Here is a 13,263-nt window from a genome sequence, read left to right on the forward strand (position 1 = left end):
TTCGACCAGTGGCAACGCCCGCCGATCCTTCCCCCGTCCGGCGAGCAAGCCATCGACGCCTGGGGGCAGTCGGTGCTCGACGCGGCTGATTACGTTGCACCGCAACCAGATCGGCGTACCCGCCGGATCGACCGGGTGCTGTTGCACCCGCTGTGGGGCACCGTCATCTTTTTCGCCGTGATGTTCTGGTTCTTTCAGGTCCTGTTCACCGCCGCCGCGCCACTGCGGGACGGGATCGCCCGGGCGCTCACCTGGCTGGGCAGCCAGGTTGCCGAGCACATCGGTAATCCGATCATCCGAGGTCTGCTCGGCCAGGGGATTATCGGCGGAGTCGGCACCGTGCTGCAGTTCATCCCGCAGATCGTGTTGCTGTTCCTGCTGCTCGCGTTTCTGGAGAACATCGGCTACATGTCGCGGGCGGCGTTCTTAATGGACCGGGTGATGGCCAAGACCGGGCTGGAGGGCCGCGCCTTCGTCGCGATGCTCTCGTCGTTCGCCTGCGCGATCCCGGGCATCATGGCCACCCGGACGTTGCCGTCGTCGCGCGACCGGATCGCGACCATCGTCACCGCACCGCTGATGACCTGCTCGGCCCGGCTGCCGGTGTACACGTTGCTGGTCGGTCTGCTGGTGGCGCCGCAAACGCGATGGTGCGGGCTCGACGCACAGGGCGTCACGATGTTCCTGCTCTACCTGGGCGGCGGGATTTCCGCGCTGATCGCTGCGTTGCTGGTCAAGTCCACGATACTGCGCGGTGATGTGCTGCCGTTCACCATGGAGCTTCCGCCCTACCGACTCCCATCCCCACAGGCGATGCTGGCCGCGATGTGGAGCGCGGCCAAGGTGTTCTTGCGTAAGGCGGGAACCATCATCCTGGCCACGTCTCTGATCCTGTGGGCGCTGCTCAATCTGCCGCTTCGCGAGGCGGAAACCCGGGGGCTGTCCCCGACCCACTCGACCGCCTATGTCATGAACCACAGTTACGCGGCCGACGTCGGCAGGGCTATCGCGCCGGTGTTCACACCGCTGGGCTTCGACTGGCGCACCGATATCGCCCTGCTCGGTTCGCTCTCGGCGCGCGAAGTGTTCGTCTCCACCCTGGGCGAGGTGTCGGCGGCGACAGACCCTGGCAATCCGCGTCAAGCCTTGGCCACCATGACCGACAATCACGGCCAACGGGTATTCACCGCACCGACCGTCATCGCGCTGATGATCTATTTCATGTTCGCCCTGCAGTGCATGTCGACCATCGCGGTGATGCGCCGCGAGACCAACTCGTGGCGATGGCCGGCGTTCGCGTTCTCCTACATGTTTGTCCTCGCGTGGGTGATGGCGTTTGTCGCCCGGTCGATTGCGGTAGGCCTGGGCGCATGATTCCCCTGCACGCCACCGCCACCGCGGACCCGCAACAGGTGCGCTGGGTGATCGCTGCCGAAGGCGTGCCGCCTGCCGGCACCGTCCGCCACGCCCCTGGCCGTCTCGGCGCCTTGCTGGATAGCGGGGTGATCGACGAGATGGTGGTCCGCACCGACTCGAAGAAAGGCGAAGTGTTGATCACCCTCAGCGCCGGCAATGGCTGGCGAGAGCTGGGCGATGACGTCCGCCAGGCACTCAGCGACGCCCTGCTGAATCCGGCCGGATGGCGAGTTGACGCCTCAGATAACACCTCGCAGCTGGCAGCAGTCGCCGCGGAGCTACTCGCCGGTCCCATCGGCGCACTCGCCGAATCCCACGGCGGGTCGATCGAATTGATTTCGGTGGTCGGCGAGACCGTGACCGTTCGGATGTCGGGCGCGTGCCACGGGTGCCTGGCCGCGGGCTCCACCCTGCACGACAAGCTACAGCGCGAACTGCGCCGCCGGGCAGGTCAACAGGTGACTGTTGTGAGCGAAAACAGGTCGGCTGCAATGCCATTGGGTAGGAAGTTGCTGTCGTTGCTGGTCCGCTGACGTAGCTGCCACGCGTTATTCACCGGTGGGCCGTACTCTTGAATCCCGTGACGGCGGACGCCACCAGCAGAATTACCGACGCGCTGCGCGGCCTGGCCGCCGCAGTCGTCGCGACGACGCGTCAGGTGTCCAGGCGGCGGATGGTCGTCACGGGTGCGGTGATCGCCATCATGATCGCCGTGGCGCTGCTGGTTCCGCTGCCCACCGCGGTGCAGATGCGGGACTGGGCGACGTCGTTGGGCCCGTGGTTTCCGCTGGCTTTTCTGGCCGCCCACATCGTGGTGACGGTATTCCCCTTCCCCCGCACTGCGTTCACGTTGGCGGCCGGTCTGCTATTCGGGCCGCTGCTCGGAGTGACGCTGGCGGTGGTGGCCAGCACGGCCAGCGCGCTGATTGCGCTGGTGTTGGTTCGGGCGGCCGGCTGGCAGCTCAGCCGCCTGGTTCGCCACCAGGCCGTCGAGACGCTCGACAGCCGGTTGCGCGACCGCGGCTGGATTGCCGTCATGTCGCTGCGACTGATCCCCGCAGTGCCGTTTTCGGTACTGAACTATGCCGTCGGCGCCTCAGCGATCCGTGTGCTGCCCTACACGTTGGCAACGTTGGCCGGTGTCCTTCCCGGGACAGTGGCTGTGGTGATCTTGGGCGATGCGCTCACCGGTCACGTCAGCCCGCTGCTGTTTCTGGTGTCGCTGTGCACCGGCATCGTCGGGCTGGCGTTGTTGGCCTACGAAATACGGCACCACCGGCGGCATAAAACTGCACCGGCGGCGGAAATCGACGCCGCGGGCGAGCCGGCGCTTCGCGGGTAACCGACCTTTCGCTCCGCCGCGCATATCCAGCGCGACCAGTGATTTCGGCCTACACTCAAGAGGCGTAGCAATTCGCAGCGTCGAGACAACGGCGTCGCTGTTTGCCGTTGCGACCATGCGTCCGAGCCCAGCCGCCCGGGAGCCGTTAGTCACCGTGGTGAGAGTCTGGGAGGAAAACAGGAATGGACGGTAAACGCTTAGCCGCTGCGGCACGGATCGCGGTCGGTGTTGGCATAGCGACGCTGGCGGGCGGGACAGGACAAGTCAACGCTGCCCCGTTGGACCCGGCCCCGCCATGCCCGACCTGCCAACCGAATCCGAATCCGGCTCCGCCGGCGGGCACTCCAGCCAAAAAATGCTGGCAAGGCGGGCGCCAGGGGCCGGGAGGTCCTAAGGGCGGCGGTGGGGTGCCGGTATACCCGCCGCAGTGCCACCCAGCCGCACCGCCGGGCTGACCGGTCCGAGCTTTCTCTCGCCGCGCGACACGTCGGCCTCACCGCGTCCGCAGGCCTGCGGCTAAGGCCGAGCCGGCCCCTTGGCCGTCAGCAGCGCATAGGTGACCAAAAACGACGCCGCTGGAACGGCATTCACGATTCGGTCGCGTGCGCGCAGGTGTGCGCCGACCGCTAGCGCAAAGTACAGCGTCAGCATCGCCGTGGTCAGCCGCGCCAACGCCGGGATCCTGCTGGCCGCGAGCAGACCGACCACCGAGGCGGCTTTGGATGCCGGAAGGAGCCACCGAATATTTTGTGGGATGTCCAGCGCGTCTAAGGCTTTTGCGATTGGAGGCACCGGGATTGCGCACGCGACCGCGTCGGCGGCCTGGAACGCCGCAAGCGCCGCATACGTTTTCGGCGAAGTCAGAGCGCTCATGTCACTGATTCAGTTGGGGCGGCGGCGCGAAGGTGCCTTCCACCGGCTTATGCGCGTCGGCCTCGGCTTTGGCCACCGCCTGCAGGAGTGCCGGGTCGGTCTCGGTGGAGAACCAGTCGGCCATGTCGTCATCGTCGTCCTTCGCGTGCTTCGCCGCTTGCTCGTCGACCGGTGATGGCACAAATCGGAACACCCCGTCGTCACCCGGAGCGCCGAGCAGCTTGGTGAAACCTTGTAACGCCGTTCCGAAGTCGCTGGGCACTACCCACACTTTGTTGGCATCGCCCCGCGCCATCTGCGGCAACACCTGAAGGTATTGATACGCCAGCATCTCCGGGGTGGGCCGACCGGCCTTGATTGCGGCGAACGTCTTCTCGATCGCCTTGGCCTGGCCCTGAGCTTGGAGGTAGGCCGCGGCTCGCTCACCCTGCGCCCGCAACATCCGGGATTGCCGGTCGGCCTCGGCGGCCAGGATCGCGGCCTGCTTGGCACCTTCGGCGGCCAGGATCTGGGCTTGCTTGGCACCTTCGGCCTCTGTAATCGCGGCCTGCCGGCTCCCCTCAGCGGTCAAAATGATCGCCCGCTTCTCCCGGTCGGCCTTCATCTGCTTTTCCATCGACGCCTGGATCGACGGCGGTGGGTCAATGCTGCGCAATTCCACCCGTGCCACCCGCAGCCCCCACCTGCCGGTCGCCTCGTCGAGCACGCCGCGCAACTGGCCGTTGATCTTGTCGCGGGATGTCAGGGTCTGCTCCAGCGTCATACCGCCGACGACGTTGCGCAGCGTGGTGGTGGTGAGTTGCTCGACGCCAACGATGTAGTTGCTGATCTCATAGACCGCGGCCTGTGGATTGGTGACCTGGAAGTACACCACGGTATCGATGTTGAGCGTGAGGTTGTCCTCGGTGATCACCGGCTGCGGCGGGAACGACACAACCCGCTCACGCAGGTCCACCCGGGCGCGGACACGGTCGATGAACGGAACCAACAGGGTTAGCTGGCCACTAATCGTGCGGCTGTATCTGCCCAGCCGTTCGATCACCGCCGCTTCAGCCTGCGGAATCAGCGCCACCGACTTGGCCACCACGATGGCGGCGAAGATCACTAGGACAGCCAGCAAAAACAAACCGGCAACTGCACCTTGCATCTGAATTTCTCCTATTGCTCCAGAGGTATTACGGGTTCCTCCAGACCACTGCGGTGGCCCCGTCGATATGCATGACGGTCACCAGCTCGCCGGGTTCGAAGACATCGCCCTCATTCAACGGCCGCGCTGTCCACACCTGGCCGCCTAATTTCACCTGACCTTCGTCGCGGGCAACGCGGTCCAGGACCAGCGCGTTTTTACCCTCCAGCGCCTTGACGCCGGTCGGCAGGTCCTTGGCGGGGGTCAGCCGCCGCCGCAGCGCAGGCCGGACCAGCAGCAGAAGAAGGACCGAAATCACCAGGAAGACCGCCCCGTCGGTCCAGACCGGCAGGTCCAGCAGCCAACTGGAACCGGCTGCCGCCAGCGCACCGCCGCTGAGCATGAGCAAGAACATATCGCCGGTCAGCGCCTCCGCGCCGGCCAGCGCCAGTGCGACGATCAGCCAGATCACGGCCGCAGGCATGCCGCCAGGATATCCTGTGAGCGGCCTTTGCCACGGCGAACAACTAGACTGCGAAACCATGTGGTGCCCCAGCGCAACGCTCTCGGCCTGGGCCAACGCCTGGCTTGCCGGCAAGGCCGCGCCCGACGACGTCCTCGATGCGTTATCCTGTTGGGCACCAATACAATCGGTCACCGCATACGATGCTGTCGCGGCGGGTCACACCGGACTACCATGGCCGGACGTGCACGACGCAGGTGTGGTGTCACTGCTGAAGACGCTGCGGACAGCTGCCGGCCGGCCGTCGACGGGCGCATCCTCGATCACGGTGGTGCTGCCAGTTCCGGGCGACGTCCGCGGGTTAGCGGCAGGCACACAGTTCGAGCGGGATGCTTTGACCGTAGGAGAAGCACTGATTGTCGGCAATCCCGACGATCCCGGTGTGGCCGTGGGCCTGGTGCCCGAATTCGGATATGACGAATCTGACGACGAACTCGCCGTACCCGAACTATGCGCGATGTCCTGGACGGTGTACTCCCTGCCGGATGCCCCGGTCATCGACCGCATGGAGTTGGGTGAGGCCGAATACGCGCTCCGGCTGGCGGTGCGATCCGCCGCCGACGCGCTGACCACAATCGGGCTGGGTACCAGCGGCGTCGACGTCGACGATCCGCGCGGGCTCGTCGAGCAGCTGCTGGAATCCGCGCGGCAACACCAAGTTCCCGAGCCCGCGCCGTCGCGCGCCTTGCGGGTGCTGGAGAACGCCGCACATGTCGATGCGATCATCACCGTCAGTGCGGGGCTGACCCGCATCGGAACGCAGTCGTTGTCGGAGGCCCAGATCGCCACCGATGCGCTGCGTCCACTCGCCGCCGTGGTGCGGTCGGCGAGAATGGCCGCGCTCAGCGCGATTCTGCATGCCGCCTGGCAGGCCTAGCCTCCGATCAGGCCGGACGGTCGTTGGCGACGCAGTGCGGCGGACGGCATGGCTCGCCGTTGACGCTGGCCGCGCAGCCGGGCACCGGATCGGGTCCGGTCACCCGGGCAGGCGCACGGCCATAACGCAATTCGTCGATCAGGTCCACGGCCATATGGGCGAATCGCGGGTCGGCATTAGGTGTAGAGGCCCGCACGAACGCCATGCCCGCCGCCTTGGCCTGGGATCGCAACTCCTGGTCGAGATCCCACACCACCTCGATGTGATCGGCGACAAACCCTATCGGGCAGATGATGACAGCCTTGGTCCCCGCCGCAGCCAATGCCGAAAGGTGTTCGGCGACATCGGGCTCCAGCCATGGCACTTGGGGTGGACCCGATCGCGACTGCCAGACCAGGTCGAAATCGCGGTATCCGGCGGCCGCTGCGACCAGCCTTGCGGCATAAGCGACCTGGCGGCTGTACAGTTGCGGGCCGCAACGCTGGTCGGCGACCACCGGGATCGAATGCGCGGTGAACACCACCCGCGCTTCGGTGAACAGCTCAGCGGGTAAGGCGCCGGCGGCCGCACCGATGGTGTCGGCAAAGATCTGCACGAAACCCGGGTGGTCAAAGTAGGGGCGCAGTTTCACCAATTCGGGCGCGTCGGGCCCGGCCGCCCGGCGAGCCCGGGCAATGTCCTCGACATACTGCGTGCAGCTGGAATAACCGCTCCATGCCGACGTGGTGAACACCGCCGCGCGCCGAATACCGTTGTCGCGCATGGTCACGACGGTGTCTTCGACGTAGGGCTCCCAGTTGCGATTGCCGAAATAGACCGGCAGGTCCAAACCGCGCTGGACGAGTTCTGCGCGCATTTGGGCGATCAACGCCCGGTTGATCTGGTTGATCGGCGACACCCCACCGAAGTGCAGGTAGTGCTCGGCGACATGGTCGAGGCGTTCGGGCGGCACATCGCGACCACGCGTGACGTTCTCCAGGAACGGCCGAACCTGCTCGGGCCCTTCCGGCCCACCGAACGACAGCAGCAGAACCGCGTCGAAATCCATTAGCGCCCGGAGCAATCTGCGTTTAAAGCAACTGCGTGCTGGCGCCGCCGTCGGCGTAGACGATCGTGCCGGTGGTCGCCGGCAGCCACTCGGAGAGCAGCGCACATACCGTCTTTGCGACCGGCGTGGCGTCCTTCATGTTCCAGCCGATGGGCGCGCGCTGGTCCCAGCCCTCTTCGAGCAGCTGTATCTGGGCACCAGCCTCGTCACCGAGCGCGCCGCCGACGATCGCGCTCATGGCCAATGTCCGAATCGGGCCTGCAGCAACAAGATTTGACCGCACGCCATACGTTCCTGCCTCACGCGCCACGAATCGGTTGACCGACTCCAGCGCACTCTTGGCGACCGTCATCCAGTTGTAGGCCGGCATCGCCCGGCTCGGGTCGAAGTCCATGCCGACGATAGAGCCGCCGGGGTTCATGATCGGCAACAGCGCTTTGGCCAGCGAGGCATAGGAGTACGCGGAAATGTGGATCCCCTTGGAGACATCCTCGTAAGGGGCGTCGAAGAACGGGTTGATGCCCATCCCGCTCTGCGGCATGAAGCCGATCGAGTGCACCACACCGTCGAGATTGTTGTCCTGGCCGATCACTTCTTTCACCCGTTCGCCCAACGTGGCCAGGTGCTTTTCGTCTTGCACATCGAGTTCGATCAGCGGGGCCTTCTCCGGTAGCCGGTCGGCGATGCGCTGGATCAGCCGCAGCCGGTCGAACCCGGTCAGCACCAGTTGAGCGCCCTCTTCCTGGGCCACCCGTGCGATATGAAACGCAATCGATGCGTCGGTGATGATTCCGCTGACCAGAATCCGTTTGCCTTCGAGCAGTCCCGCCATATCCGTCCTTATTTCCTGGGGTGAGGGTCAGGTCAGTCCGTCAGTGACCCATGCCCATGCCGCCGTCGACCGGGATCACCGCACCCGAGATGTAACTGGCATCCTCCGACGCGAGGAAGCTGACCACCCCGGCGACCTCGGTGGCGGTGCCGACCCGCTTCGCCGGGATGAATTCCAGTGCCCCCTTTTGAATCCGCTCATCCAGCGCGCGGGTCATATCGGTGTCTATGTAGCCCGGGGCCACCACATTGGCGGTCACCCCGGCCTTTGTCAGCTCCCGGGCGATCGAGCGGGCCATGCCGATCACACCGGCCTTGGAGGCTGCGTAGTTGGCCTGGTTGCCGATACCCCAGGAGCCGGAGACCGAACCGATGAAGATCATCCGGCCGAACCGCTTCTTGGTCATGCTGCGCGATGCCCGCTGAGCCACCCGAAACGCCCCGGTGAGGTTGGCGTCGATGACCTTCTCGAACTTCTCCTCGGTCATTCGCATGAGGAACGCGTCCGCGGCCAGGCCGGCGTTGGACACCAGTACCTCGACCGGACCCTGGTGCTCCTCGACCTCTTTGAAGGCGCGATCGACGGCGGCGTTGTCGGTGACGTCACACTCGACGCCGAACAGCCCGTGGGGCGCCCCGGATCCGCGGTGTGTGACGGCCACCTTGTGGCCGTCGGCGGCCAGCCGCTGCGCGATCGCCAGACCGATCCCCCGGTTTCCGCCCGTCACCAGCACCGAACGGGACACGAATGCGGGTTTACCGCTGTCGGCGGCGGGCTCGGTGGCTACCTCAGTCACCTGGCCAACTTATCGCCTCGGTGCAGCAGGACTGCAATCTGCCCCTCGCATGTTGGCCCGGGCCCGGCCGAACGTCAGGTCGGCAGCCGCCGGTTGATCAGGAGGGCCGCCAGCCCGGCCAGCGCCAGTACCAGCGAGCCCAGCCGCAGCCAACCGACGCTGGCGTCACCGCGGATCGTCTCGTAGCCGATCTGCTGCTGCAGCGACGCGTAGACCTCCTTGAGCTCCTGCAAGTTAGAGGCGCCGTAATGGTTTCCGCCGGACAGCTCGGCGACTTTCTTCATCGTGCTGTCGTCGACGGGGACCGGCTGACGCTGCCCATTGATCTCGACGAAACCGTATGGGGTGCCGAACGAGATCGTCGAGATCGGCACGCCCTGGTCCTTGGCGGTGCGCGCCGCGGTGAAGGCTCCCTTGGGGTTGTCCGGGTTGGTCGGCATCGTTTCCTTGCCGTCGGAGAACAACACGATCCGCGCCGGTGGCGGCGTGTCGCCGCCGCCAATCACCGCGCCCACGGTGGCAATGGCCTGCAGCGCGGTGAAGATGCCCTCCCCGGTGGCGGTGCGGTCGGCGAACTGCAACTTGTCCAACGCGACTTTGGTCGCGTCCCGGTTGGTCGTCGGTTGCACCAGCACCGTCGCGGTCCCGGCATAGGCGATGAGCCCGAGGTTGATACCGGGGGTCAGCTCGCCGGCGAATTCCTTGGCGGCTGCTTCGGCCGCGGCCATCCGGTTGGGTTCGACGTCGGTGGCCCGCATCGATTGCGAGACGTCGATGACCAGCATGACGACCGCGCGGTTGCGTGGGATTCGCACATCGTGGGTCGGTCCGGCCATCGCGATCGTCAGCAGCACCATCGCGGATACCAGCAGGATCGCCGACAGGTGACGCCACCGGGTGGGCTGCTTGGGGGCAACACTTTCCAGCAGTTCCATGTTGGCGAAGCGCAGCATCCGCCGATGGCGGGCCACCTGCACGATGATGTAGAGCGCCACCAGTCCGAGAACGACCAGCAGGAACAGGAAAAACCAGGCGTGGGCGAAACCGGACAGCGTCATCGGCCCGAGCAACGGCAATGTCATAGCGAACCCGTCTTGAGGTGTACGCCCTTGCCGGGAAAGACGCGCGTCACTGGCGCCCCGCCAGTGACCCGCGGCGGCGGGATTCGACAAAACGGACGATGTCGGCGATCCAGTCCCGGTCGGTGCGCAGCGACAACAGCGGCGCTCCGCAGCTGCGCATGGTGCGGGCCACGTCGGCACGATGGGCCACGACCGCCTTGGCGAAGTCATCGCGCAGCTGCTCGTCGATGGTGAACTCGCGGGTGACACCGGATTCGGCGTCTTGCAAGATGACGTCGCCGATGTCGGGCAATTCGACATCGCGTGGATCGAGCACCTCGATGCCGAGCACCTCGTGGCGAGCCGCGATGGCCCGCAACGGACGCATCCAGTTGATCGGGCCGAGGAAATCGCTGATGATGACGGCCATCCCGCGCCGGCGTTCCGGCCTGCGCAGCGCGTCGATGGCCACCGCCAAATCCCCCCGCACCCCCACCGGTGCTTTCGGCATCGTGGCGATGGTGCGCAGCAGGGTCTGCTCATGCTGGCGTCCGGAGCGCGCCGGCACCCGAGTAGTCTTCTCTCCGTTGGCAATCAGCGCGCCGAGCCGGTTTCCGCCACCGCTATTGAGGAACGTGATAGCGGCCGCGGCGGCCACCGCCAGGTCGCGTTTCTCGCACACGGCTGTGCCGAAGTCCAGGCTGGCCGACATATCGACCACCAGCCAGGTCTCCAGCTCGCGATCGGCGATCATCTGCCGGACATGCGGGTGGTTGGTGCGCGCGGTGACCGCCCAGTCCATTCGCCGGACGTCGTCACCCGGCTGATACTCGCGCGACTCCCCCGGCTCGGAACCCGGACCCGGGATCAGGCCGAGGTGGTCGCCGTGCAGGACACCGTCGAGCTTGCGTTTAACCGTGAGTTCGAGGGTGCGCAGCGCCGCCGACAGCTTCGGGTCGTCGATCTGCCCGCGCTGCATCGACGGCGGGTGGACCACCGCCGGCTCTTTGGGATCGGTCACCGACCGCTAGCCGCGCCCGCGGCCTGCATCGCTGGCGGTACCGAATGGCCTTGTTGCGGAACAGCATTCACCTGCGGCATACCGACGGTCTGCAGAATCCGGTTGATGACGATTTCCGCTGAGATTTCGTCGGCGAGCGCATCATAGGTGAGCACCAACCGATGCCGCAGCACGTCGGGAATGACCTCAACGATGTCTTGCGGGATCACGTAGTCGCGACCGCGCACCAACGCCAGCGACCGCGCGCCGGCGATGATGCCGAGCGAGGCCCGTGGCGAAGCACCGAACGAGATCCAGCTCTTGACGTCGTTCATGCCGAGCTGCTCGGGATAGCGGGTGGCCATGACGACGCGCACCACGTAGTCAACCAGCGCGTGGTGAACGAAGTTGTTCGCGGCAATCCCCTGCAACCGCAGCAGGTCGCCCGTGTTCAGGATCTGCTTGGCCTGCGGCGGCGTCACGCCCATCCGGTAGATGATCTCCCGCTCCTCTTCCGGCGAGGGATACCCGACGTTGATCTTGAAAAGGAAGCGGTCCCGCTGCGCCTCGGGCAGCGGATAGACGCCCTCGTGCTCGATCGGGTTCTGCGTCGCCATCACCAGGAACGGGTTAGGCAGCGGGAACCTCTTGCCACCGATCGACACCTGGCGTTCCTGCATGACCTCCAGCAGTGCCGACTGCACCTTGGCCGGAGCACGGTTGATCTCGTCGGCGAGCAGGAAGTTGACCACCACCGGGCCGAGTTCGGTGTCGAACTCTTCCTTGCCTTGCCGGTAGATGCGAGTACCGATGATGTCGGTGGGCACCAGGTCAGGGGTGAACTGGATGCGGGCGAACGTCCCGCCGACCACCTTCGCGAAGGTCTCCACCGCCAGCGTCTTGGCGACGCCGGGCACACCCTCGAGCAGCACGTGGCCCTTGGACAGCAGCCCGACCAGCATTCGCTCCACGAGCTGGTCTTGGCCCACGATGATCCGCTTGACTTCGAAGATGGCGCGTTCCAGGGTGTGCACCTCGGCAGCCAGTCCATTGCCGCCACCGGATGGCGCCGCGTGCGCAGGGGCCGTCGCGTGTGCGCCCGGACCCGAGTAATCGCCGGCGCCCGGGGGCGGCCCGCCTGCTGATGTCATCGATTACCCTCCACGACTTAACCTCCAAAACGTGATCAGACACGACTGCTCGCACGACGAACGTCGCGGGGCAGGTGCGTGCCCCCGCTCAACTATTCCAGGCCACCCGGATTCCGTCGACGTGACCTGTCCGGCGACGATGCAGACCGTGGAACGGTCTGCTGAGGAACCGGACCATCTCATCCTGCCCGAACGGCGAGCGCAAAGTCCCCCTGAAGCACACCACAACCGGTTCAGTACTCGATGATCCGGGTCAAGAACGGCGTCATCCCGGCTTTTCGCACCGGGCTGACGGTAACCTTGCCGGCGCTGCCCGACGCCTCCAACATCTGGCCATTGCCCAGGTAGATGGTGACATGCTGGCCGCCGCCCGGGCCGTAGAAGATGAGGTCACCACGCTTGGCCTGAGACGGCGGGATATGGCGACCGGCGTTGTATTGGTCACCCGAGAACCTCGGCAGAAGCACGCCTACCCCGGCGAAGCTGTACCGAACCAGTCCCGAGCAGTCGAAGCCGACGATGTTCGCGCCGGAGTCCACGCCCTTGCTCGGGCCATTCGGCGTGCCGCCGCCCCACGAATACGGCAATCCCATCTGCGAGGATCCGCGGCGAATCACGTACTCGACCGCCTGTCGCCCGTACACCCGCGGTATCCCGTTGGGGCTGGTGCTGCCGCTGCCGCCCAGGTTGAGTCCGAGCCCGCCGAGAAACTGCCGCCCTAGGTCGAGCGTGGTCTGGGTGGCGTTGGCAGTGGCCTGCAGGGATTGGTTGGCGATCGCCACCGGGTCGCCCGGCGCGCCCGCGCTGATGGTCGGCGGCAGAGTCGGATCCCACTGGCCGTCCTCGGCACGGGCCGGATCGGCCAGACCGATCAGCAGACCGAGTGCAACCACTATCGACCAGACCAGCCCGGCCCGGTGCAACCCGTTGGCGTTCCTCGACCAGCGGCGCATAAATCCTTTCACCGCTCAGTACTCGATGTAGCGGACCACGTAGGGCGTCATACCGCTGGTGCGAACCGGTGCGACCCGGACCTTCAACCCGACGTCGGGCGCCTCGAGCATCTGGCCCTGGCCGAGATAGATCGTCACGTGCTGACTGCCGCCGGGGCCGTAGAAGATCACGTCGCCACGGCGCATCTGCGAAGAGGGGATCTTGCGGCCCAGGTTGTACTGCGAACCCGAGTAGTGCGGCAGCTTGATGCCCACCCCGGCGAAC

General features: G+C 66.0%; 15 protein-coding genes. 4 read left to right on the plus strand and 11 right to left on the minus strand.

The window, feature by feature from the left end; translation table 11 throughout:
• The 3 genes from feoB to VNW74_RS18125 form a co-directional block, all read left to right on the plus strand.
• Positions 1–1,374, plus strand: a 1,374-nt coding sequence (gene feoB, locus VNW74_RS18115) for a ferrous iron transporter B (protein ID WP_325679251.1), incomplete at its 5' end; no start/stop codon positions are given.
• Positions 1,371–1,949 carry a NifU family protein gene (locus tag VNW74_RS18120; protein ID WP_325679253.1) on the plus strand — a complete coding sequence of 193 codons (579 nt, stop codon included), beginning with the start codon at positions 1,371–1,373 and terminating at the stop codon, positions 1,947–1,949. The genes feoB and VNW74_RS18120, both read left to right, overlap by 4 nt.
• A 47-nt stretch (positions 1,950–1,996) precedes the next feature.
• The gene (locus VNW74_RS18125; RefSeq protein ID WP_325679255.1) at positions 1,997–2,758 is read left to right on the plus strand and encodes a TVP38/TMEM64 family protein; all 762 of its coding nucleotides are present in this window, start codon (positions 1,997–1,999) and stop codon (positions 2,756–2,758) included.
• A gap of 516 nt (positions 2,759–3,274) precedes the next feature.
• Here the strand turns inward: VNW74_RS18125 and VNW74_RS18130 are convergent.
• From VNW74_RS18130 to VNW74_RS18140, 3 genes are read right to left on the minus strand one after another with little or no spacing between them, the layout of a single operon-like run.
• On the minus strand, positions 3,275–3,631 hold the full coding sequence (locus VNW74_RS18130; protein WP_325679257.1) for a DoxX family protein: 357 nt from the start codon (positions 3,629–3,631) through the stop codon (positions 3,275–3,277).
• A 1-nt stretch (position 3,632) separates the two neighbouring features.
• Positions 3,633–4,778, minus strand: a complete 1,146-nt coding sequence (locus VNW74_RS18135) for an SPFH domain-containing protein (RefSeq protein ID WP_325679259.1) — start codon at positions 4,776–4,778, stop codon at positions 3,633–3,635.
• Between the two features lie 28 nt (positions 4,779–4,806).
• Positions 4,807–5,241 carry an NfeD family protein gene (locus VNW74_RS18140; RefSeq protein WP_325679261.1) on the minus strand — a complete coding sequence of 145 codons (435 nt, stop codon included), beginning with the start codon at positions 5,239–5,241 and terminating at the stop codon, positions 4,807–4,809.
• Positions 5,242–5,299: 58 nt separating this feature from the next.
• Here VNW74_RS18140 and VNW74_RS18145 point away from each other — a divergent pair, with 58 nt between their 5' ends.
• Positions 5,300–6,157 (plus strand): hypothetical protein, encoded by an 858-nt coding sequence (locus tag VNW74_RS18145; RefSeq protein WP_325679263.1) that lies wholly within the window; start codon positions 5,300–5,302, stop codon positions 6,155–6,157.
• 7 nt (positions 6,158–6,164) lie between these two features.
• Here VNW74_RS18145 and VNW74_RS18150 read toward each other — a convergent pair whose 3' ends face one another.
• The 8 genes from VNW74_RS18150 to VNW74_RS18185 form a co-directional block, all read right to left on the minus strand.
• Positions 6,165–7,205, minus strand: a complete 1,041-nt coding sequence (locus VNW74_RS18150; RefSeq protein ID WP_325679265.1) for a ferrochelatase — start codon at positions 7,203–7,205, stop codon at positions 6,165–6,167.
• Between the two features lie 22 nt (positions 7,206–7,227).
• Positions 7,228–8,037: an NADH-dependent enoyl-ACP reductase InhA gene (gene inhA, locus VNW74_RS18155; protein ID WP_325679267.1), complete on the minus strand. Its 810-nt coding sequence runs from the start codon at positions 8,035–8,037 to the stop codon at positions 7,228–7,230.
• Positions 8,038–8,077: 40 nt separating this feature from the next.
• Positions 8,078–8,833: a 3-oxoacyl-ACP reductase FabG1 gene (fabG1, locus tag VNW74_RS18160; RefSeq protein ID WP_325679269.1), complete on the minus strand. Its 756-nt coding sequence runs from the start codon at positions 8,831–8,833 to the stop codon at positions 8,078–8,080.
• A 74-nt stretch (positions 8,834–8,907) separates the two neighbouring features.
• Positions 8,908–9,915 carry a VWA domain-containing protein gene (locus VNW74_RS18165; protein ID WP_325679271.1) on the minus strand — a complete coding sequence of 336 codons (1,008 nt, stop codon included), beginning with the start codon at positions 9,913–9,915 and terminating at the stop codon, positions 8,908–8,910.
• A gap of 46 nt (positions 9,916–9,961) precedes the next feature.
• Positions 9,962–10,915: a DUF58 domain-containing protein gene (locus VNW74_RS18170; protein ID WP_325679273.1), complete on the minus strand. Its 954-nt coding sequence runs from the start codon at positions 10,913–10,915 to the stop codon at positions 9,962–9,964.
• Positions 10,912–12,045, minus strand: a complete 1,134-nt coding sequence (locus VNW74_RS18175) for a MoxR family ATPase (protein WP_325679276.1) — start codon at positions 12,043–12,045, stop codon at positions 10,912–10,914. Before VNW74_RS18175 ends, VNW74_RS18170 begins: the two co-directional genes overlap by 4 nt.
• 233 nt (positions 12,046–12,278) lie before the next feature.
• On the minus strand, positions 12,279–12,998 hold the full coding sequence (ripB, locus tag VNW74_RS18180; RefSeq protein ID WP_325679278.1) for an NlpC/P60 family peptidoglycan endopeptidase RipB: 720 nt from the start codon (positions 12,996–12,998) through the stop codon (positions 12,279–12,281).
• Positions 12,999–13,013: 15 nt separating this feature from the next.
• Positions 13,014–13,263: NlpC/P60 family protein (locus VNW74_RS18185; protein ID WP_325679280.1), on the minus strand; the 250-nt coding region annotated here is incomplete at its 5' end.

Source organism: Mycobacterium sp. (assembly GCF_035570115.1).
In the GTDB taxonomy this organism is placed as follows: domain Bacteria; phylum Actinomycetota; class Actinomycetes; order Mycobacteriales; family Mycobacteriaceae; genus Mycobacterium.

Coding starts and splice junctions, on each gene's coding strand:
- VNW74_RS18120 (WP_325679253.1), top strand. CDS start 1,371: ATGATTCCCCTGCACGCCACCGCCACCGCGGACCCGCAACAGGTGCGC.
- VNW74_RS18130 (WP_325679257.1), bottom strand. CDS start 3,631: ATGAGCGCTCTGACTTCGCCGAAAACGTATGCGGCGCTTGCGGCGTTC.
- VNW74_RS18135 (WP_325679259.1), bottom strand. CDS start 4,778: ATGCAAGGTGCAGTTGCCGGTTTGTTTTTGCTGGCTGTCCTAGTGATC.
- VNW74_RS18140 (WP_325679261.1), bottom strand. CDS start 5,241: ATGCCTGCGGCCGTGATCTGGCTGATCGTCGCACTGGCGCTGGCCGGC.
- VNW74_RS18145 (WP_325679263.1), top strand. CDS start 5,300: ATGTGGTGCCCCAGCGCAACGCTCTCGGCCTGGGCCAACGCCTGGCTT.
- VNW74_RS18150 (WP_325679265.1), bottom strand. CDS start 7,205: ATGGATTTCGACGCGGTTCTGCTGCTGTCGTTCGGTGGGCCGGAAGGG.
- inhA (WP_325679267.1), bottom strand. CDS start 8,037: ATGGCGGGACTGCTCGAAGGCAAACGGATTCTGGTCAGCGGAATCATC.
- VNW74_RS18165 (WP_325679271.1), bottom strand. CDS start 9,915: ATGACATTGCCGTTGCTCGGGCCGATGACGCTGTCCGGTTTCGCCCAC.
- VNW74_RS18175 (WP_325679276.1), bottom strand. CDS start 12,045: ATGACATCAGCAGGCGGGCCGCCCCCGGGCGCCGGCGATTACTCGGGT.
- ripB (WP_325679278.1), bottom strand. CDS start 12,998: ATGCGCCGCTGGTCGAGGAACGCCAACGGGTTGCACCGGGCCGGGCTG.